The following is a 22474-nucleotide window of genomic DNA, read 5'->3' on the forward strand; positions in this document are numbered from 1 at the left end:
TTCATCCAAATTAATTAAAACCGACTAATTTGAAACATTTATCTATCAAACTACTCTTTGTAGTTTCTGCTTTTTTGGCATTTTCTTGCTCTACTGCAAAAAAAGCCGGAAAATCTAAAAAAGATGCCACAGCAATGGCAAAACCACCAGCAAAAAAACCTGGTAAAAACGACCCAAAACCTTATAACAAAGTCATTACTAAAGATGCAAAAAGTGATGCAGGTTTATTTACAGTTCATACTGTAGACGATAAATTTTATTACGAAATTCCAGATTCTCTGTTTAACCGTGAAATGTTGATGGTAACTCGTATTTCTAAAACTGCTGCTGGACTTGGATTTGGTGGAGGTAAACAAAATGAACAAGTTTTACGCTGGGAGAAAAAAGGCAAAAAGATTGTATTAAGAGTAGTATCTTACAATGTTGTAGCTGCAGATTCGCTTCCGGTTAAAGAAGCTGTTATGAATTCTAACTTCGAGCCTGTTCTATTTACTTTTCCTATTGCTGCATTTAGCAAAGATTCGTCAAATGTGGTAATTGACGCTACACCTCTATTTGAAAAGGATGTAAAGTCTTTAGGCTTACCACAATTTAGAAGAACACCATACAAAGTATCGCGTTTAGAAAGTGATAAATCATTTATTGAAACTATAAAAAGTTACCCTAGAAATATTGAAGCAAGACACGTAAAAACTTATGCTTCAGGAAGACCACCGTCAAATTCTAGTACAGGATCAATTTCTATTGAAATTAATAACTCAATGATTTTGTTACCAGACAACCCAATGAAACGTCGTTATTTTGATGAACGCGTTGGATGGTTTACCAGCAACCAAACAGATTACGGTTTAGAAGACCAAAAGAGTAAATCTGTAGTGTTTTTAGATCGTTGGAGATTAGAAGTTAAAGACGAGGATATTGAAAAATTTAAGCGTGGTGAACTAGTAGTTCCAAAAAAACAAATTGTTTATTACATTGATAGAGCTACACCAGAAAAATGGAGAAAATACTTAAAACAAGGTATTGAAGATTGGCAAGTTGCATTTGAAGCAGCAGGATTTAAAGATGCTATTATAGCTATGGATCCACCAACTGTAGAAGAAGACCCAGAATGGAGCCCAGAAGATGTTCGTTATTCTGTAGTACGTTATTTAGCGTCACCTATTCCTAATGCAAATGGACCACACGTAAGTGACCCAAGAACAGGAGAAATTTTAGAAAGTGACATCAATTGGTACCACAATGTAATGTCTTTATTACGCGGCTGGTTCTTTGTACAAACAGCAGCTATAAATCCAGATGCGCAGAGTCCTCAATTTAAGGATGAAGTTATGGGACGTTTAATTCGTTTTGTATCTGCTCACGAGGTTGGACACACCTTAGGTTTACCTCATAATATGGGAAGTAGTGTTGCCTACCCAGTTGAGAAATTAAGAGATGCGGAGTTTACTCAAAAAAATGGTACAGCACCATCTATTATGGATTATGCACGCTTTAATTATGTTGCACAACCAGGTGATGAAGGTGTTGCATTAATGCCAGACATTGGTACTTATGATAAGTATGCAATTGCTTGGGGTTACAGACCTATTTTAGACAAAACTGCTGAAGAAGAAAAACCAATTCTTAACCAGTGGATTATGGACCATGCAGGAGACCCAATGTACCGATTTGGTCACCAACAAGTTGGTGATATCCACGATCCAAGTTCTCAAACTGAAGATTTAGGTGACGATGCTATGTTAGCAAGTGAATACGGAATTAAAAACTTAAAACGTATTGTACCAAACTTAATAGAATGGACTACAGAAGCTGGCGAAGATTATGATGATTTAGAAGAAATGTATGGTCACGTAGTATCACAGTTTAACCGTTACATGGGACATGTTGCTAATAATATTGGTGGTGTTTATGAGATGTATAAAACTGCAGACCAAGAAGGTGCCGTTTATACCGCAGTACCAAAAGAACACCAGAAGAGAGCAATGGCCTTTTTACAAGAAAATATATTTGATACACCAACATGGTTATTAGATAAAACTATTTTTGACCGTATAGAATATTCTGGCTCTGTTGAGCGTATTAGAGCTTTACAAGCAAGAACATTGAATACTGTTTTAAGCTTAGGAAAAATGCAGCGATTAACAGAAGCTTATACTTATGACAATAAAGCTTATGCTTTAACAGATATGATGAAGGATCTTAGAACTGGTATTTGGAGCGAGTTAAGAACTGGTAAAAAAATAGATACATACCGTCGTAATTTGCAACGTGCTCACATTGACAGATTAGAGTTCTTAATGAACGCAGAGAATCAAAGAAAAGCACCAAATTTTGGAGGCTACCAAAAATCTACTGCTGTTAACACAAGTCAATCTGATATTAAAGCGGTTGTAAGAGCAGAATTAAAAACATTGCGCAGCCAATTACGTAATGCACGTGGAGGTGATTCTATGAGCAGAATACATATTGCTGATGCCATTGAAAGAATTAATCTTATTTTAGACCCTAAATAATTTTAGTTCCATATTGAAATACAAAAAGGCTTCAAGTTATCTTGAAGCCTTTTTTATTATTAAAACATTGCCTATTAATTTTCAGTTTCCTGTTCAATATAATAATGAATAGATTTATCATTGATATAAACATCTTTTAAGACTGCATCACCATTTTTAATCGCAACCAAAGCATATGTAACACTTAAAGAATCATTTCTTCTGTTGTATTTTCTATAGACATCTTCTGCTGGTTTTGCTTTAGTTTCTTCCATATAATATCGGTCAAAAGGCAAATTGAAATGCACCACTTTAGAGTAACTATCAAAATAATCTACTTCTACCTCAATATAATCCTCCTTAAGGTTTTCTTCGGACTTAGTTATACGTTTCACTTTCGCGTAGCCCAAGCTATCATTCTCTATAGCAATGAACACCTTATCTTTTCGTTGCCAAGTTGAATCTTCGGTTTGTAATGAGCGTAATTCATAATTCAGTGTTACATATTTCCCTCTAAAGGGATCATTAGGATCAATAGGCTGCGTTTTAAACTTATAGACGGTTCCTGTTTTAAGAACATCTTCTTTATCATAAATCATTTTTGCAGGCACTAATAATTGTATCAGTACTACTGCCATAAATATTAAAAATACATATATAGTTTTCATGTGTTAGATTTTAATTAATGTTTAGATGTTTTTTAGATTTTTGCTTTTTCAACATCATATAATTGGTTATAAAAAACCCAAGTCCTACTGCTACAAACAGTGCTCCTCTTAAAACAAAACTCATTTCTGTATCAAAAAAACGACACACAATAGCTGTTGCAATAATTAACAATCCATAATTTAGAATACTAAACCTTGATGCCTCTGCGCCTAATTTAACAGCGAATACTCCAAAAATTAGAATAATTAAATTAGTAGCAATTGTGCCTAATTTTGCATTTTTGCTTCCAACCGCAAATACAATTAAGAATAAAATAAATACAAACTGAAACACATTGAATTTAGGCGGATTCTTTTGCAAACGAGAATAAATTAATAAAGCTATAGCGGCTAAAAACAAACTTGCAGAAACCATCATTTCTTGAGAATTAAGATTTATTAGTTCTCTTTCAATCTCTTTCCAAATCATATTAAAACTTAATATCATTAGAATAACTATAGAACCCAAAGAACCAATTACTACAAAACTATTCCGTCTTAGTTTATGATTACTAAATACATTGAGTTGTCCTAAATTATAATACAATCCAAATAACATGGCATACATCACAAATCCTAATGACCAATCATTTTCTATAAATGCGCCTAATACAATAATTAAGCTTATTGCATACAACCAATTTAAAATTGCAGTTGCATTTGCTTTTACAGAATCCCTTAAAGCCTTAACATAAAAAGGAATTGTTGCTAATAGTAATAAGACATATAACCAAGGTGCATCACTGCCGTTTCCATAACTATAACCTAATTCACAAGCATAATAAGTTGAAAAAACTACAACTAACATAGCTACAGCTTTAGAGTTAAGCACATAAATTAAAGGAAGGCCTAATACAGTCCAGGTTAATAAATAACTACTTAAGTCACCAGGAATATTATAGACCTGACTCACCAAAGCAATTGAGGCTCCTATTGCAAAAAATAGAAATGTACCAGAAGACTCTTTCCAAGCCTGACTTTTCTTTTTAAGAATTGAATAACCCGAAACAATTTGCCCTAATACCAATGGAAAAAATGCAAACATCGTTTTTATGGATCTAGAAAAGTCGTCCCAATTATGAGCTAAGATTAATATAATACCTAAACCTACTAATGAAGAACCTAAAATGCCGAAAATAGTAAATAAAGGATTAGAATGGCTATTAGATTTAGATTCGTAATAATCAGAAATTTTTAATGCAACATCATGAGAAATTACATTATGATCTATAAGTTCTGTTAAGTCGTTTTTTAGTTTCGATTTCATAAGCTTTATATTTTATAAACTAGTTAATTTAAAACCTCACAACAATTTACAAATAGTTGTGAGGTTTGAGGTTATTAACTAACCCATCATCAAAACTAATCTTCGTCTGTTTTTGTTTCTAATTCGTTATTAATGTAAGCTACATCTCGCGTGTTTTTTTGTACAGCAATAGCTGCAAATAAACTTAAGATAAATGACATGGCGTAGAACCCTTTTTCACTTAACTCTAAGGTAGCATTCCAAAGTCCAATTGCTAATAAAACAATAGCCGCGATTGACGTAAACCAACTAATACCAAAATACATTTCGGTGACTTGTATACCTTCTAATTTATCTCTAACCGCTTTTTGGACTGAGATAACAGAAAATAAACCAAATAATAAGATGGTAAAATAATAGCCTTTTTCGTTGAGCTGTATTGTTGCGTTCCAAAGTCCAACACAATAAGCAACCATACCTATTAGTAAGGCAGACCATGATGCTCCAATAAAAGCAGGTGTAGGTTTATGATTATACATTTTCTTTTCTTTCTTTTTAGATTTTACGTTTTCTTCGTCTTTTAACGAAACTGTTGTTTGATAATTCATAATGTTTTGTTTTAATGATTATGATGCAAATTTCAGATAAAGAACAAGGTTCTGAAAACCACAATTTCATAAAAACTGACGATATAATTTTAAAATAATATTCAAATTACTTTATATTTAAGGCTATATTATAATAATTACTGACGAACAAATGATTGAAATAAATTCTATTATTAGTACATTTTCTTCGGAAGAGCATCAGAAATTTGTAAATTATCTTCAACAAAAGAACAAACGGAAGGACACTAAAAACGTTCAATTGTTTAAGTTAATTGCTGCTGGTATTGAAGACTCAAAATCTATTTGTAAAAAACTTTACAATACAGAAAAGAGTAATGCCTACCATGCACTTAGAAAACGATTGTTTCAATCGTTAATAGATTTTACCGCTAATAAAAATCTTGAAGACGAAAACTCAGTAGATATGCAAATTGTTAAATACATTTTAGCGTCGCGTACATTTTTACTTCAAAATAATTTTAAAATAGCCTATAAAATATTGGACAAAGCAGAACGCTTAGCCGATGAGCACTTATTGTTTCCTATGCTAAATGAGATCTACCATACTAAAATTCAATATGCTTCAAATTATCCTAAAATTGATTTAAATGAATTAATACTAAAACAAAAAGAGAACCAAAAGAAACATCAACTAGAAGACCAACTTAATATTGTATATGCCAAACTAAAATCAGTTTTAAATGAAATCACTTATCAAGGAAAAGTGATTGACTTTGAAGTAGAATTAGAAAAAATTCTCACAGAACACAACATAAAATTAGACTCCTCTTTGTCTTTTAAATCTTTGTATCAAATATTAGCAATTGCCCATTTCTCTGCATTAGTAACAACTAAATACTATAAAATTGAAGATTTTGTTTTAAAAAGCTACAATACTTTAAAGCTAAAAAAAGAAACAGACAAACAATTATTTTATCAAATACATATTGTATACATAATAGCTAACACACTATTTAGAAACAAAAATTTTGAGTCATCATTACTTTACATTAAAGAAATGGAACAATTGATGCAATCAAAACAACGCTATTATTACAAGCGTTTTATCTTAAAAAAAACTCTGGTAGAAGTTTTAAATCTCAATTATACCAACAGACAAGATGAAGCGATTTTATTAACCGAAAACATTTTACAAAAGAAGAATAACGACATAGAAACCTTACTAGATCTTCAGTTAACTTGTTTTATGTTCTATTTTCAAAAAGGCAACTATGATAAAGCCAAATCAATTTCTTCAAAATTTTACCATACTGACCAATGGTATAAAGAAAAAGCTGGCCTAGATTGGGTAATTAAAAAAAACGTAGCTGAACTCTTATTGTATATTGAACTACAGGAAGACGATTTATTCTTTTCGAGATTAAAAAGCTTTAGAAGAAGTTACACTAGCTACCTAAACCAAATTGAACAGACTAGAATTCTAACATTTTTAAAATTTGCAGAACAATATTATTTAAATCCAGAAAGTATAACCACTGAAGCTTTTAAAATACAATTAGAAAAATCCTTTGAGTGGATTACTATTCTTGAAGAAGACATCTTTGTAATCAGTTTTTATGCATGGTTAAAAAGTAAGATAAATCAAACAGATTTATACCAGACTACACTTCAACTTCTTAATCTGTAATGTTAAAATTCTTGTTAAAAATAAACTATCCATTAAACGTTATAACATTTAGATTGTCTAAACCCATATAACATAAAAACTTAAACAAAATGAAAAAATTATTAATTATTGCAATAGCATTAGTAACCTTTACTGGTTTTGCTCAACGAGAAGGACGTAAAGGTATGGACAAAGAAAACAGATCGGAGTTAAGAAAAGATATGACTCCAGAGGACATTGCAGATTTAAAATCTAAAAAGCTAACACTAAAATTAGATTTAACAGACAAACAACAAAAAGAAGTTAAAGCATTAATTTTAGATCAAGCCACAAAAAGAGAAAAATTCAGAAACGAACGTAAAGCAAAAGCTGAAGAGCAAAAAGAAAAGCCATCTAAGGAAGAATTTGTAAAAATGCAAAACCAAAGATTGGATGAGCAGATTGAAATGAAGCGTAAAATGAAAAATATTCTAACTGCAGAACAATACGCTAAGTTTGAAAAAATGAAGCCTCAGAAAAATAAAAAAGGAAGAAAAAACCATAAAGACCGTAAGTAAAAAAGATTTTTTTACAATAAAAAGTATCGCTTAGTCGATACTTTTTTATTTTATTGAATAAAATTGTTACTTTAGTGACCAATTTATTAAATAATCCATAATGAAAAAGGTAATTACTCTATGTTTATTTGCGTTTGCAATGTTAATTGGCAGCCAAACTTTGGTTGCACAAAACAGCAAATTAGAAACAATGAAAGAAATAAATGCTGAAGCTGCTAAAAAAACTGAAACTTTAAGGAAATATGTAAAATTCGATAACGATCAACGTGACGAAGTTTATGAAGCATTAAAACTTTACGGACAAAGCAGAGCTAATCTAGAAGGTAAAGATATTACTGATGAAGAGGATGCTAAAATAGAGAAACAATTAGATGATAAAATTAAATCTATTTTATCAGAACAACAATATGAGTCGTATAAAGCTTACGTCTTAGAAAACTAAAAAAAAGCCTCACAAATGTGAGGCTTTTTTTATTCCAATATTTTATATTTCAATCTACAAAGTCTGCGCTATTACCTCAACTGCTGCAATAGTTTCATTTAAATCTTCATATGTTAAAGCATCTGTAATAAACCAAGTTTCAAATGCGCTCGGAGCAATGTAAATGCCATGATTTAACATACCATGAAAAAATTTCTTAAAGGTTTCATTATTACCTTTAGCAGCTGAATCAAAATCTACAACTGCGCCTTCAGAAAAATGTACTGAAATCATAGAACCTATTCTATTAATAGTGTGTACTACATTATTCTTATTAAGAGCATCAGTAATTCCGTTATGTAAATATTTAGTCTTCTCTTCTAGCCTATTCATTAATCCTTTATCAGCATTCACTTCTTTTAGCATCGCTAAACCAGCAGCCATTGCTAATGGATTACCACTTAAAGTTCCGGCTTGGTATACAGGTCCTTGAGGAGCTAAATAGTCCATTATTTCATTTCTTGCAGCAAAAGCACCAACAGGCAATCCACCACCAACTACTTTACCAAAACAAACAATATCTGCATTAACACCTTTTAGTTCTTGTACACCTCCTTTTGCCAACCTAAAACCAGTCATTACCTCATCAAAAATTAACAAGATATCATTAGCATTGCAAACTAATCTTAAATTCTCTAGAAACCCATCAACTGGAGGAATACAACCCATATTACCAGCAACTGGTTCAATAATAATTGCAGCTATTTTTCCTTTGTTAGCTTCAATAAGTGCTTTTACGTTCTCTATATCATTATATCTTGCAAGTAAGGTATCTTTGGCTGTCCCTTCGGTAACACCAGGACTATTAGGTGTTCCAAAAGTAATTGCACCACTTCCTGCAGCAATTAAAAATGAATCACTATGACCATGATAACAGCCTGCAAATTTTATAATTTTATCTTTATTGGTAAATCCTCTTGCTAATCTAATAGCACTCATACAAGCTTCTGTTCCAGAATTTACAAAACGTATTTTATCTATATTAGGCACCATAGAAACCGCTAATTCAGCTATTTCTGTTTCTATTGCTGTTGGCATTCCAAAAGAAGTACCTTGCTTTGTTTTTTCTATAACAGCATCAACAACAGGAGGAAATGCATGACCCAACAACATTGGTCCCCAAGAATTTATATAATCTATAAAACGATTTCCGTCTTCATCATAAACATAAGCACCTTTTGCAGATTTAGCAAAAAGCGGAGTTCCACCTACAGCATTAAACGCTCTAACTGGTGAATTCACACCTCCTGGAATCACCTTTTTTGCTTCAGTAAATAAAGCACTACTTCTTTGATATAACATATTTTAATTAGGAATAATAAGTTGTTGACCTACAGAAAGATCATTAGATTTTAAATTATTTTTATCCTTAATGGCCTCAACAGATGTTTTATATAATCTTGAAAGTGAATACAAAGTATCACCTTTAGCTACAATGTGCTTTTTTAAAGTCACTGTCTTTTTTCTACCTTCAATTATAGTGGTAGAACTTCTTTTTCTTTTAGAATTAGTTTTACCTAAAACTTCAGCATCATATTTATAAAGTTCATAACGCTCAATTAAACTAATTAACTTTTGAGGATATTTTCTATCTGTGGCATAACCAGCAGCTCGTAAACCTTTTGCCCAACCTTTATAATCATCAGGCTTTAATTCAAATAGACTTGCATAGCGTTTCCTTCCTGTTAAAAACTCAGAATGATCCTCATAAGACATTTCTACCTTTTTGTACTTTCTGAAACATTCTTGTGAGCGATCGTCATCATGATATATCTTAGCACCTCTCCATCCATGGCACTTTATTCCAAAATGATTATTTGCCTTTACTGCTAATCGTCCTTTACCTACACCAGATTCTAAAACACCTTGTGCAAGGGTAATACTAGCCGGAATTTTATGATTCTGCATATTGTTTTTTGCGATATGCGCATATTGATCTATATAAATTTCTACAGCATTTCTAGGCCCTTTTTCTTTTTGGACAACAGGTTTTTCATTTACTTCAAATTGTTTCTCAGTATTTGATTCTTTTTCTACAATTACCTTTTTAGTTGTTGTTTCTTTCTTTTTAGTAACAATACCTTTTTTAGGACCACAGCTATACGCAGCGAGTATAATTACTAAAATAATATATTTAAATCTCATTCTATATTTCTATTAAAGGTTGGCCTTTTCGCTTCAACATTTCATTCATACCAGTAACTCCCTGTAAACCTCCTGTATGGATTGCTAGTATTTTAGAATTTTTAGAAAAAAACCCTTTATTTATTAAATCAAATATACCAAACATCATTTTTCCTGTGTAAACAGGGTCTAATGGAATATTGTGATTTCTTTTAAACTTATTTATAAACGAAATTAATTCAGGCTTTATTTTACCATAACCACCAAAATGATAGTCAGTTATTAATTTCCAATTATTTTGATTTGCAAATTTACAAATATCTTGTTGTAAAAAATCACCTTTTAATGCCGGAAAACCTAATATTTTTTGATGACTTTTAGAATTATTTATTAAACCAGAAATAGTACCTCCAGTTCCTACTGCGCAACAGATAAAATCATAATGATAATCTTCTTTAACCAAAATTTCTTCGCAACCTTTTATTGCAAGATTATTAGTACCTCCTTCTGGCACTAAATAAAACTCACCAAATTCAGTTCTTAATAGATTAATAAAATCTTGGCTTGTTTTCTGTCTATATGCAGCTCTCGAAACAAATTTAAATTCCATTCCGCAACTTTTAGCAAAAGTTAATGTTGGATTTAAAACCTGCATTGTTTCTAACTCATTCCCTCTAATAACCCCTATAGTTCTAAAACCATAAGATTTACCAGCAAAAGCAACTGCAGCTATATGATTTGAAAACGCACCTCCAAAAGTTAAAAGAGAAGTAGCACCTATTTCTTTTGCTCTTATTAAGTTATACTTTAATTTCCTGTATTTATTACCTGAAATAAATGGATGAATCAAATCTTCTCGTTTTATAACGACCTCAATAGAACCATCTAATTCTATCTTCTGATTTTCGACATTATAATTGATTAATTCTGTATTTTTCACAAAGACAAATATCGTATTTTAATCTTAATCTACCTATTTTTGAAAGTCAATTCGTACAAATTACAGTTTATCGATGTTTTTTGTCGTTTTATCGGTAAAAAATTATTTTTTATTCATATTTTTTATTACGTTTGACAAATTATTAAACACAATTAGTCCAAATTAATTAAAGATTTTAGCAACTAGTAAGACACTTAAAAAGTGATTTTATAGTTTTAAAAAACCTACTTATTATGAAGAATACTTTACATTCTCAGCAATTTATTAAGTTTAAGTCATATATAATCGCTTCCAAGAAACCATTACTTTTATTGGTTTTTTTATCATTTTTATTGAATAGTAATTTAGCATATGCTCAATTGCCTTTATTTGATAATTTTGAATCTGGCTGGGGAAATTGGAACGATGGAGGGAACGATTGCGCTAGAGTTACAAGCACACTTCTTAACGGCAATAGTAACGTTAGACTTAGGGATAATTCCGGTACTAATTCTTCAATGTACAGTGATAACGTCAACTTAACACCATATTCATCAGTTACATTTAGTTTTCTTTTTTATGCAAACAGCATGGAAAACGGAGAAAACTTCTATTTAGAATATAACGACGGAACTGGCTATACAACTATTGCTAATTATATTCGTGGCACAGATTTTAATAACGGAACCGTATATAATGAAACGATTACATTAACCTCAGGAGCTTATACTTTTAGTACAAATTCGAGATTTAGAATAGTTTGTGATGCTTCTGCTAATAATGACCAAATTTATATTGATGACATTAATATAACAGGAAGTGGAGTGACTAGCGGACCTCCTAACGATTCATGTACAGATGCAATTGAATTAACTCCAAGTATAACATGTAGCTCCACAACAGGCACAACAGTTGGCGCAACGCAATCTCTATCTGGCTGCGCTGGTGCTGCAGATGACGATGTCTGGTATTCTTTTGTTGCAACATCAACAGACCACACTATTACAGTTGAAGCAGGAACGATAAATGATATAGTTTTTCAAGTTTTTTCTGGTGGCTGTGGAGGAAGCTCTATAATTTGTAGAGACGGTACAGGAGGAGGATCAACAGAAACTACAACACTAACGGGACTTTCTATAGGAACTGAATATCATATTAGAGTTTATAGTTATTTTAGTGGCTCAGGTCAAACTGGAACTTTTGATATATGTGTTGAAGAACTACCAGTCACTAATCCACCACCTCCAAATGATGATTGTGCTAATGCTATATCGCTCACACCTTCTTTTATTTGTAATCCAGTAACAGGAACTACAATTGGAGGAACGCAGTCTTTCACAGGCTGTTCAGGCACAGCAGATGATGATGTTTGGTACTCTTTTGTAGCAACTAGACCTGAGCATGTAATAACAGTAGAGGCCATATCAATTAACAACATAGCTTTTGAAGTTTTTGTTGGAGGCTGTACTGGATCAGGAACCTCATTGGCTTGCGTGAATAATACTCTAAATTCAGCTCCTGAAACAACAACATTAACAGCACTTAATGTAGGAACCACATATCATGTGAGAGTTTATAGCAGACAGAATATTACCGCAGATAACGGGACTTTTACTATATGTATACAAGAAACATGTCAAATAACTACAGATTTAGGCACGGCTAGCTTAGCATGTCCATCGGTAAACGCAGGAGGTTTGGGGTCATCTGGCTCAGATGTTAATATAAATTGTTCCGTTGGAAGTACTATTCTAGAAGCTAGTTATTTAGAGTTAGGAGAAACATCAAGTTATAATGTTGAACCAATTGACTATAATCCACCTTATCAATTTGGATGCTTAGAGTATCCTGTAAGTGTTAATGTAGATGATGTTTTTTCACCTAAAATTAATTTACCTTTTAATTTTTGCTTTTATGGAAATACTTATGACTCTTGCGTTATAGGGTCTAACGGTGTTGTTTCATTTGATGCCGATAGACTACAAAACACGAATTCTGGATGGGCAATTACTCAAATCATTCCTAACTCAAGAAACGCCTCTAGTTACGATTTTGGAGCTAGACATTATTATTATGGACCTTCAGTATATGGTGTTCACCATGATGTTGACCCAAGTAAAGGAGGAGAAATAGGTTATCAATTGATTACATTAGATACTGGATGTCAAGCGTTAGTTACAGCCTGGAAAGATGTACCTATGTACGCTGACAATTCTAAATTATATACAGGAATGATGGTTTTCTATGAAGACACAAACATTATAGAAGTATATATACAAGAAAAAAATATTGATGGAAATTCATGGAATTCAGAAAGAGCTGTGGTAGGTATCCAAGGAGATTCTAATACAGCCACTGTAGCACCTGGAAGAAACTCCAATAATACAAGTTGGACTGCAACAAATGAAGCCTGGAGATTTACACCTTCTGGAAATTCTATTACAACTCTAAAATGGTACGAAAACTCAATTTCTGCAGCAAATGAAATAATTGACCCAGATAATGATGGACAAATTGAAGTGAGTCCTTTAGAAACTACAACTTATTATGCCGAAGTAACATATAATTTATGTAGTGGAGCAACATTAGTAGAATTAGATCCAACAACTGTAACTGTTGAAGGCAAGAAAACATGGAATGGCTCACAAAGCACTGCCTGGGAAAACGCAAATAACTGGACTCCTGTAGGAGTCCCAGTTGACACAAACTGTATTACAATACCTGACACAGCAAACGACCCAATAATGTTAAGTTCTACAGACGGCTATGGTTATAATTTAACAATTGAAGATGGTGCAACTTTAACTCAGCAGTCAGATGCTTCTTTAACAATTGAAGATGTTATTGCTATTGAACCAATGGGAGATTTACAAGTGAATACTGGCGCAAGTATTATTCAAATAATTGATGTTAATACTAATAAAAATACTGGTGACGCAAAAGTACGACGTAAGGTTGATGGTATTAACAATTTTGATTATGTTTATTGGTCATCTCCAGTCGATGTATTTGATGTAGAAGACATATCTCCAGGCACACCAAGTTTCGCTATTTACAAATGGATACCAACCGTAGCCAATGGAACCGCAGGTAATCATGGTAATTGGACAAACACCTTAGAAGACATGAGCCTAGGTAAAGGCTATATTGTTAGAGGTTTAACTGGAACTTCAATATCTAATACAGCGGAATTTATAGGCACATTAAATAATGGTAAAATTTCTTTACCAATAACTCGTGGAACTTATACTGGCGCAAATTATGCAGGTATTGGAAATACGGCTACCGATGAAGATGACAACTGGAATTTATTAGGTAACCCTTATCCTTCTGCCATATCCCTTAATGATTTTGTTTTAGCTAATCCTGCTATAGATGGTACATTATATTTTTGGCAACACCTTACACCAGCAAGTAGTGCTATCGACGATCCTTTTTATAACGGTTATGTTTATAATTATTCCGATAGCGAATATTTAGCAGCAAACAGTTTAGGTTCAACTCCTCCTGGCTTTAATGATTATATCGCAGCAGGACAAGGATTCTTTGCATTAATGTTAGATTCTGCACCAACAAATAGTAGTGTTACTTTTAGTAATACAATGAGAGGAAATTTCGCAAATGATGGATTCTACAGAAGCACAACAGTTACGGAAGACAAACATCGTATTTGGTTAGATTTAGTGAATGAAGATAACACCGCATTATCTACTTTAATTGGATTTACAAATGGTGCAACTGATGGTATAGACAGATTATATGATGGATATTTAATGAACCAAACAGGTAATCAATTTTATTCTTTAGCTAGCGATGAAAAATTAACTATACAAGGAAAAGGCCTTCCTTTTGTTGAAACAGAAACAATTCCATTAGGTTACAAGACAAACAATTCTGGAACGTTCACAATTTCAATTAATAAGTTAGATGGTTTATTTGCAAATGCAAGTCAAAATATTTTCCTAGAAGATACAGAACTGAATATTATACATAATTTAAGAACTAGTCAATACGTATTTAATACTGACGAAGGTGTTTTTAATAATCGATTCATTTTAAGATTCACTACGCAATCATTAAGTATAAAGGATCAAGAGATAGTTTCTGACTTAGAAATCAGAACTTTTAATGAAAGCGTTAATGCGACGTCACAATTAAGCACTATAAAATCATTTGAATTATTTGATGTAACAGGAAGAGTGATTCATAAAAATCTAAATGTAAATAATTCGGATTACAGGTTCCCAACAAATAATTTAAGTATAGGAACATACTTTGTAAAAGTGTCTTTAGAAACCGGAGCCATAGCAACAAAAAAAGTAATAATTAATTAAAGAAATTTAAAAAATTTAGATAAGGCCTTGATTTTAGATAATCAAGGTCTTTTTCATTTGTATAAGCTTCACGCTCAAACGAAATATTTCTATAGGCTAAACTCCAGTTTCTATATTTTACGAGTCGAATTAAAAATTCTAAAATATAAATAACAAAAAAGGGAATAATAAGCAATTCTAATTGTTGCCTAAGATGGATTTTTTCATGATTTAACAGTATTTCATTTCCCTTTAAACCTTTCGACTTTAAAAACATAAAAGGAAAAATAGTTATTCCAACATAACCTCTTGGAACAATATATTTAGAAATTAAGATCATAATTTATTCGTTTCAAAAATCACACCAAATTACATTATCTTTGTTTTATATGAAGAATTACGTCCCAATTGAAGATGGAGACTACTATCTCACACCAGAAGGATATCGTTGCTTTACAGAACAATATCATCTAAAGCGCGGCTATTGTTGCGAAAGTGGTTGTAGACATTGCCCATATGGATTCAATAAAAATACATTAAAAAAAAAGTAATGCAAGTATCAAAATTATCATTTAAAGATCAAATTCTAGAAGGCATTCCTAATATATTACCAGAACCAAAACCTTATGACACATCTATAAATCATGCTCCAAAACGTAAAGCAATTTTAACCAATGAAGAAGAAAAATTGGCATTAAAAAATGCGTTACGCTATTTTGATAAGAAGAATCATAAAACACTAATTTCTGAATTTAAAGATGAATTAAATACTTACGGTCGTATATACATGTATCGCCTGCGACCAGATTACAAAATGTACGCTAGACCAATAGAAGAATATCCTGCTAAATCTAAGCAAGCTGCAGCAATTATGTTAATGATTCAGAACAACCTAGATTATGCAGTAGCGCAACATCCTCACGAATTAATTACATATGGCGGGAATGGTGCTGTTTTCTCAAATTGGGCACAATATCGCTTAACTATGAAATATTTAGCGGAAATGAATAATGAGCAAACCTTAGTGATGTATTCTGGTCATCCAATGGGCTTATTTCCATCTCATAAAGAAGCACCAAGGGTTGTAGTAACTAACGGAATGATGATACCAAACTACTCCAAACCCGACGATTGGGAAAAATTTAATGCTTTAGGTGTTACTCAATATGGGCAAATGACAGCAGGAAGTTATATGTATATTGGACCTCAAGGCATTGTACATGGCACTACGATAACGGTTCTAAATGGTTTTAGAAGAATTCAAAAAGTGCCCAAAGGAAATCTATTTGTTACTTCTGGACTTGGCGGAATGTCTGGAGCACAACCAAAAGCAGGAAATATTGCTGGATGCATTACTGTTTGTGCAGAAGTAAATCCAAAAATCGCTCAGGTTAGATTAGACCAAGGTTGGATAGACGAAAAAATCACAGATTTAGATAAACTGGTAGAAAGAGTTCGCAAAGCAAAAGTTGAACAAGAAACAATTTCCATAGCTTATTTAGGAAACATTGTAGATGTATGGGAGAAATTTGACGAAGAGAATGTTCATATCGATTTAGGTAGTGACCAAACTTCGCTGCATAACCCATGGGCTGGAGGATATTACCCTGTTGATATTTCTTTTGAAGATGCCAACATTATGATGGCTAATAAGCCTAAATTATTCAAAGAAAAAGTTCAAGAAACACTACGTAGACATGCAGATGCTATTAATAAACATACCGCAAAAGGCACCTATTTTTTTGATTATGGAAATGCATTCTTATTAGAAGCATCTCGTGCAGGAGCAAATATTATGGCAGATAATGGAGTTGACTTTAAATATCCGAGTTATGTACAAGATATTATGGGACCTATGTGCTTTGATTATGGTTTTGGGCCATTCCGATGGGTTTGCGCGTCTGGTAAATCTGAAGATTTAGAAAAAACTGATAAAATAGCTTGTGATGTTTTAGAAGGAATTATGAAAAATTCCCCTGAAGAGATTAAACAACAAATGGCTGATAACATTCAATGGATTAAAGGCGCTCAAGAAAATAAACTAGTAGTCGGTTCGCAAGCAAGAATACTGTACGCTGATGCCGAAGGTCGAATGAAAATTGCTCAAGCATTCAATGAAGCTATTGAAAATAATGAAATAGGATATGTTATTCTTGGTCGCGATCACCACGACGTTTCTGGTACAGATTCACCATACAGAGAAACGAGCAATATTTATGATGGATCTAAATTCACAGCAGATATGGCAATCCAAAACGTTATTGGAGATAGTTTTAGAGGTGCTACGTGGGTCAGTATTCATAATGGAGGTGGTGTTGGCTGGGGAGAAGTTATTAATGGTGGTTTTGGTATGGTTCTTGATGGTAGTATAGAATCATCAAAGCGTTTAAAACAAATGCTTTTTTGGGATGTTAATAATGGGATTTCTAGGCGAAGTTGGGCTAGAAATGAAGGTGCTATTTTTGCCATTAAACGCGCTATGGAATTAGAACCAAATTTAAAAATAACATTACCAAATATCGTAGATGACAATTTATTAAACGAAGTTTAACTAAAAACAAAACCATTATGAACAAACTACTCAAATTTACTCCAATATTACTTTTACTAGTAATATTATCATCTTGTAGCTCAGTTAGAGTTGCGGCAGATTACGACAGAGAAACAAATTTTGACAATTACAAAACCTTCGCGTTCTTTAAACCTGGAATTGATAAGGCAGAAATAAATGATATTGATAAAAGACGAATACTAAGAGCTATTGAGGCAGAATTAATGGCTAAAGGTTACACCAAATCCGAAAATCCAGATATGCTTGTAAGCATATTCACCAAATCTAACCAACGCGTAGATGTTTACAACAATGCTTGGGGCTATGGAGCTTGGGGTTGGGGAGGTTATGGTGGTTGGGGCTGGCGTACTGGTTGGAACAATAACCAAGTATCAACTTCAACTGAAGGCGTTTTGTATATCGACTTAATAAATGCTGACAAAAAAGAATTAATTTGGCAAGGATCTGGAACTGGAAATCTTGAAATGAGAAATATAGAAAAGAAAGAAGCGCGTATCAAAGAATTTGTATCGAAGATGTTGATGCAATTTCCTCCAGGAGTAAAATAATAAGCACCTTAATATAATTTCAAAGCACTAGTGGTTAAACTAGTGCTTTTCTATTTCCTATACTATTTGATTAGGCTTTAAATCTAAATAATATATCTTTGCCGACTTTTAAGTACAATTATTATGATACTAGGCCAAACAACCAAAAATAACTTTACCCAAAACCCTAAGAACGATATTCTTTCAGGATTAACTGTAGCTTTAGCATTAGTGCCAGAAGCAGTAGCATTTGCTTTTGTTGCAGGTGTTGACCCATTAGTTGGATTGTATGGTGCTTTTATGATGGGCATTGTAACTGCTCTTTTTGGTGGACGACCAGGTATGATTTCTGGTGCAACAGGAGCTATGGCTGTGGTTATGGTACACCTTATACAAAAAGGAAATGAAGTTGGCTTAGGATTAGAAACACCAATTGAAAACCTAGGTCTCCAATGGCTATTTATCACATTACTATTTGTTGGTGCTATTCAAATTTTGGCAGGTGTTTTTAAACTAGGAAAATTTGTTCGTTTAATACCGCATCCTGTTATGATGGGATTTGTAAATGGTCTTGCAATAGTGATTTTCCTTTCACAATTAGGGTTATTTCCAAATGCAGTTCCAAAAGATATTTCCGTTTTAAACAATACTTCCGAATGGTTTTCGGCATTGTTTTCTAATACAACGTTTTGGAAAATGATTGGATTCATAGCCTTAACAATGGGTATAATGTATGGTTTACCTAAACTTACTAAAAAGATTCCAGCGGCATTAGTTGCAATAGTTGTGGTAGCATGTATTACTATATTTGGTGGTATAGAAGTAAGTACTGTTGGTTCATTTATCGCTGAAGGTGGTGGAAAAGGGTTAGAAGGAGGTTTACCAACTTTTCAAGATCAAATATTTAGTTTATTTGGCACATTAGCTGGGCATTGGGATATAATTATTTCTACAGCATTCATTTTAGCAGCTGTTGGTCTAATTGAGTCATTAATGACATTAAATTTGATTGATGACATGACAGAAACTAGAGGAAATGGAAACCGAGAATGTATTGCACAAGGTGGTGCCAATATGCTTAATGGATTGTTTGGAGGAATGGGAGGTTGCGCCATGATTGGTCAATCCATAATCAATGTAGATTCTGGTGGACGTGGACGTTTATCTGGTGCTATAGCAGCCATTGCATTACTCTGTTTTGTTTTGTTTGGTGCACCTTTAATAGAACAAATTCCAATCGCTGCATTAGTCGGTGTAATGTTTATGGTTGTTATTGGGACATTTGCATGGAGTAGCTTTAGAATTATTAGAAAAATACCATTATCGGATGCTATAGTTTTAATAGCGGTTTCTGCAATTACTGTTTGGAAAGATTTAGCTGTCGCTGTTATAGCTGGAGTTATTATTTCTGCATTGGTATTTGCTTGGAAAAACGCTACTATGATTAGAGCACGAAAACGTATTCAAGCTGATGGTACAAAAACGTATGAAATTTGGGGACCTTTGTTTTTTGGTTCTATTCAGAATTTCAATTCAAAATTCGATGTTAAAAACGACCCTCAGAATGTTGAAATAGATTTTGTTGAATCTCGTGTTGGCGACCATTCTGCCTTAGAAGCTATTTTTAATTTAGTTGAAAAATATGAAGCTGAAGGAAAATCTATTAAATTGAAGCATCTTAGTGAGGACTGTAAAATACTTTTAAGAAAAGCTAATCCAAAATTTGAAGAGGTAATTATTGAGGCTATTGATGACCCTCGATATCATTTAGCCGCAGATCCAGAAAAATTCACTAAGCCTTTATCTGAATATAACATGTAATTTTACGCTTATATATCCTAAGGATTAGGTCTTTACCTCAAAGTTTTAAATTAAGCTTATTAAAATAATTGACTTTCAACTAATTAGACTACCTTTGACACTTAATTTAATATATTTTAATATGAGTACTGGTACAGTAAAATTTTTTAATGACTCTAAAGGTTTTGGATTCATAACAGAAGAAGGAAACAACAAAGAGCATTTTGTACACATTTCTGGTTTAGTCGATGAGATTAGAGAAGGAGACAATGTAGAATTCGATTTAGCAGAAGGAAAAAAGGGATTAAATGCAGTAAATGTAAAAGTTATATAAGTATATACCTTACAATCTTTTTAAGAATAAAGCCTATCTTTTGGATAGGCTTTTTTTATGACTAATAATTAATTAACTGTTCTATTTTAGCTTTCACCTTTTCTGTTGAAGGAATCATGGTTTCTTCTAAGATTGAATTTAATGGAATCGCTGGCATATTCTCACTACCAATCGTCATAACTGGTGCATCCAAGTATTTAAAGCATTCTTCTTGAATTTTTCCTGCTAACGCTCTTGCAAAACTATTATTCGAAGGTTCTTCAGTTACCACTAGACACTTACCTGTTTTCTTGACAGATTTCATTATCGAATCTTCATCTAAAGGAAATAAAGTTCGTAAATCAATCACTTCAATTTGGTCTTGCATTCCTAATTCTTCTGAAGCATTCATTGCCCAATGCACACCCATTCCATAAGTGACAATGGTCATAGTTTCAACATCATCTTGTTTCCAGATTTCTTGTAAAACCCATGCTTTACCAAAAGGTAATATATAGTCTTCACTTGGCTCAACAGACGTTGAGCCTTGCGTTCCTTTTACTTTAGACCAATACAAGCCTTTGTGTTCTAAAATGACAACCGGATTGGGATCGTAATAAGCAGCTTTCATTAAACCTTTTAAATCAGCTCCATTGCTTGGATACGCTATTTTGACTCCACGGATATTTGTAATTACAGATTCGACTGAAGATGAATGATATGGTCCTCCACTTCCATAGGCTCCAATTGGAACTCGAAGAATCATACTTACTGGCCATTTTCCATTACTTAGATAGCAACTTCTACTGACTTCTGTAAATAATTGATTTAATCCTGGCCAAATATAATCGGCAAACTGAACCTCAACAATGGGTTTTAATCCCACGGCACTCATACCAACTGTAGAACCAACAATAAAGGCTTCTTGAATTGGTGTGTTAAACACGCGATCGTCTCCAAATTTTTGAGCTAACGTTGCTGCTTCTCTAAACACACCGCCTAATCGTCCACCAACATCTTGTCCATAAAGCAAACATTCTTTATGCTTTTTCATCAGCTCCTCTACGGCGAATAAAGCACAATCTACCATTACCACTTTTTCGGCTCCTTCTGGCGAGCGCGTTCCTTTTTCTTCGGTAATTGGTGTTGGCACAAAATCGTTTGTAAATAAATCTTCAGGTTTTGGATCTTCGGCTTTTAAAGCCTTTTCAAAATCGGATTGTACTTTTGCTTTTGCAGAACTTTCTATGTTTTCAACTTCTTGTTCTGAAAATCCTACGTCTAATAATTGTTGTTTTAAAACAGGGTAAGGATCGCGCGAACGTGCTTCATCCAAATCGTCGCGATACCACTCCATTCTTACTCCAGACGTGTGGTGATTTAATAACGGTACTTTGGCATGAACCAAAAACGGTCTTCGCTCTTCACGTATAGTCTTTATTACTTTTTCTAATGCTTCATAGCTTTCAGTGAAGTTTGCACCATCGATGGAAATAGCTTCTAAACCATGAAATCCTGCCGCATATTCTGCTGCATTTTGGGCTCTAGTTTCGGCTTCATTAGCCGAAATATCCCAACCGTTATCTTGTATTAAATATAAAATAGGCATTTGCTTTAAAGCTGCCATTTGGAAAGCCTCTGCTATTTCTCCTTCGGTTACTGAGGCGTCACCTAAACTACAAACTACAAGCCCATCCTCAGTCCTTCCCAAAGGGAAGGAAGCCACATCCTGATTACTCGTAACTGGATTTTTCAAACCTTGCTTTTCTAAATATTGCAGTCCCATTGCAACACCTGTTGCTGGAATGGCTTGCATACCTGTTGCTGAGGATTGATGTGGGATTTTGGGTTTATCATCATCCTTTAAACTTGGATGCGAATAATAGGTTCTTCCACCAGAAAACAGATCGTCTTTTTTGGCTAATAATTGCAACATTAAATCGTATGGCTCTAAACCGAAAGACAATAACATGGCGTCATCTCTGTAATATGGAAAGGCATAATCTTGAGGCAATAATTGCAATCCTAATGCAATTTGAATGGCTTCGTGTCCTCGAGATGTTGCGTGAACATATTTTGAAACTTGCTTAAAATTAGCTTCGTATAATTCTGTCATAGCTTTTGCTGTACAGAGTTTTGAAAATCCTTTTTTTAGTGTTTCTTTTTTCATCTATGTTGACCGTAA

At 33.1% G+C, this 22474-nt stretch carries 17 protein-coding genes; 10 read left to right on the plus strand and 7 right to left on the minus strand.

The genetic code is table 11. The features are described from left to right. Positions 1 to 29: 29 nt before the first annotated feature. The gene (locus HNV10_RS00095; protein WP_241695432.1) at positions 30 to 2516 is read left to right on the plus strand and encodes a zinc-dependent metalloprotease; all 2487 of its coding nucleotides are present in this window, start codon (positions 30 to 32) and stop codon (positions 2514 to 2516) included. A 74-nt stretch (positions 2517 to 2590) separates the two neighbouring features. Here the strand turns inward: HNV10_RS00095 and HNV10_RS00100 are convergent, their stop codons facing one another. From HNV10_RS00100 to yiaA, 3 genes are all read right to left on the minus strand, one after another. Beyond that, a complete protein-coding gene (locus HNV10_RS00100; RefSeq protein WP_173299304.1) occupies positions 2591 to 3163 on the minus strand; it encodes a GDYXXLXY domain-containing protein in 573 nt (190 codons plus the stop codon). Positions 3164 to 3173: 10 nt separating this feature from the next. Beyond that, positions 3174 to 4469 carry a DUF2157 domain-containing protein gene (locus tag HNV10_RS00105; protein ID WP_173299305.1) on the minus strand — a complete coding sequence of 432 codons (1296 nt, stop codon included), beginning with the start codon at positions 4467 to 4469 and terminating at the stop codon, positions 3174 to 3176. Positions 4470 to 4564: 95 nt separating this feature from the next. Further along, the gene (gene yiaA, locus HNV10_RS00110) at positions 4565 to 5056 is read right to left on the minus strand and encodes an inner membrane protein YiaA (protein WP_173299306.1); all 492 of its coding nucleotides are present in this window, start codon (positions 5054 to 5056) and stop codon (positions 4565 to 4567) included. A 151-nt stretch (positions 5057 to 5207) separates the two neighbouring features. Here yiaA and HNV10_RS00115 point away from each other — a divergent pair, with 151 nt between their 5' ends. From HNV10_RS00115 to HNV10_RS00125, 3 genes are all read left to right on the plus strand, one after another. Further along, entirely contained in the window at positions 5208 to 6704 is a 1497-nt protein-coding gene (locus tag HNV10_RS00115; protein WP_173299307.1) for a hypothetical protein, read from the plus strand. An 89-nt stretch (positions 6705 to 6793) separates the two neighbouring features. Continuing rightward, entirely contained in the window at positions 6794 to 7240 is a 447-nt protein-coding gene (locus HNV10_RS00120; RefSeq protein WP_173299308.1) for a hypothetical protein, read from the plus strand. Positions 7241 to 7340: 100 nt separating this feature from the next. Next, positions 7341 to 7682 carry a hypothetical protein gene (locus HNV10_RS00125; RefSeq protein ID WP_173299309.1) on the plus strand — a complete coding sequence of 114 codons (342 nt, stop codon included), beginning with the start codon at positions 7341 to 7343 and terminating at the stop codon, positions 7680 to 7682. Positions 7683 to 7736: 54 nt separating this feature from the next. On the opposite strand, the gene hemL is transcribed toward HNV10_RS00125, so the two are convergent. The 3 genes from hemL to HNV10_RS00140 are packed head-to-tail and all read right to left on the minus strand — an operon-like array spanning position 7737 to position 10785. Next, complete coding sequence (gene hemL, locus HNV10_RS00130) at positions 7737 to 9023, minus strand: glutamate-1-semialdehyde 2,1-aminomutase (RefSeq protein ID WP_173299310.1); 1287 nt, start codon at positions 9021 to 9023, stop codon at positions 7737 to 7739. Positions 9024 to 9026: 3 nt separating this feature from the next. Beyond that, positions 9027 to 9866, minus strand: a complete 840-nt coding sequence (locus HNV10_RS00135) for a glucosaminidase domain-containing protein (RefSeq protein WP_173299311.1) — start codon at positions 9864 to 9866, stop codon at positions 9027 to 9029. 1 nt (position 9867) lies between these two features. Further along, a complete protein-coding gene (locus tag HNV10_RS00140) occupies positions 9868 to 10785 on the minus strand; it encodes a 1-aminocyclopropane-1-carboxylate deaminase/D-cysteine desulfhydrase (protein ID WP_394353340.1) in 918 nt (305 codons plus the stop codon). A 233-nt stretch (positions 10786 to 11018) separates the two neighbouring features. Here HNV10_RS00140 and HNV10_RS00145 point away from each other — a divergent pair, with 233 nt between their 5' ends. The 6 genes from HNV10_RS00145 to HNV10_RS00170 all read left to right on the plus strand — a co-directional run bounded on the left by HNV10_RS00145 (position 11019) and on the right by HNV10_RS00170 (position 20310). After that, the gene (locus HNV10_RS00145; protein ID WP_173299312.1) at positions 11019 to 15098 is read left to right on the plus strand and encodes a T9SS type A sorting domain-containing protein; all 4080 of its coding nucleotides are present in this window, start codon (positions 11019 to 11021) and stop codon (positions 15096 to 15098) included. A 368-nt stretch (positions 15099 to 15466) separates the two neighbouring features. Further along, positions 15467 to 15628, plus strand: coding sequence for a DUF5522 domain-containing protein (locus HNV10_RS00150; RefSeq protein ID WP_173299313.1), 162 nt, complete (start codon positions 15467 to 15469; stop codon positions 15626 to 15628). Further along, the gene (locus HNV10_RS00155; RefSeq protein WP_173299314.1) at positions 15628 to 17628 is read left to right on the plus strand and encodes a urocanate hydratase; all 2001 of its coding nucleotides are present in this window, start codon (positions 15628 to 15630) and stop codon (positions 17626 to 17628) included. Before HNV10_RS00150 ends, HNV10_RS00155 begins: the two co-directional genes overlap by 1 nt. A 17-nt stretch (positions 17629 to 17645) precedes the next feature. Continuing rightward, positions 17646 to 18197: a DUF4136 domain-containing protein gene (locus HNV10_RS00160; protein WP_173299315.1), complete on the plus strand. Its 552-nt coding sequence runs from the start codon at positions 17646 to 17648 to the stop codon at positions 18195 to 18197. 123 nt (positions 18198 to 18320) lie between these two features. Beyond that, positions 18321 to 19997 (plus strand): SulP family inorganic anion transporter, encoded by a 1677-nt coding sequence (locus HNV10_RS00165; RefSeq protein WP_173299316.1) that lies wholly within the window; start codon positions 18321 to 18323, stop codon positions 19995 to 19997. A gap of 121 nt (positions 19998 to 20118) precedes the next feature. After that, complete coding sequence (locus tag HNV10_RS00170) at positions 20119 to 20310, plus strand: cold-shock protein (RefSeq protein WP_020895249.1); 192 nt, start codon at positions 20119 to 20121, stop codon at positions 20308 to 20310. Between the two features lie 61 nt (positions 20311 to 20371). Here HNV10_RS00170 and HNV10_RS00175 read toward each other — a convergent pair whose 3' ends face one another. Then, entirely contained in the window at positions 20372 to 22459 is a 2088-nt protein-coding gene (locus tag HNV10_RS00175) for an alpha-ketoacid dehydrogenase subunit alpha/beta (RefSeq protein ID WP_173299317.1), read from the minus strand. Positions 22460 to 22474 lie beyond the last annotated feature (15 nt).

The organism is Winogradskyella litoriviva (assembly GCF_013249065.1).
Taxonomy (GTDB): domain Bacteria; phylum Bacteroidota; class Bacteroidia; order Flavobacteriales; family Flavobacteriaceae; genus Winogradskyella; species Winogradskyella litoriviva.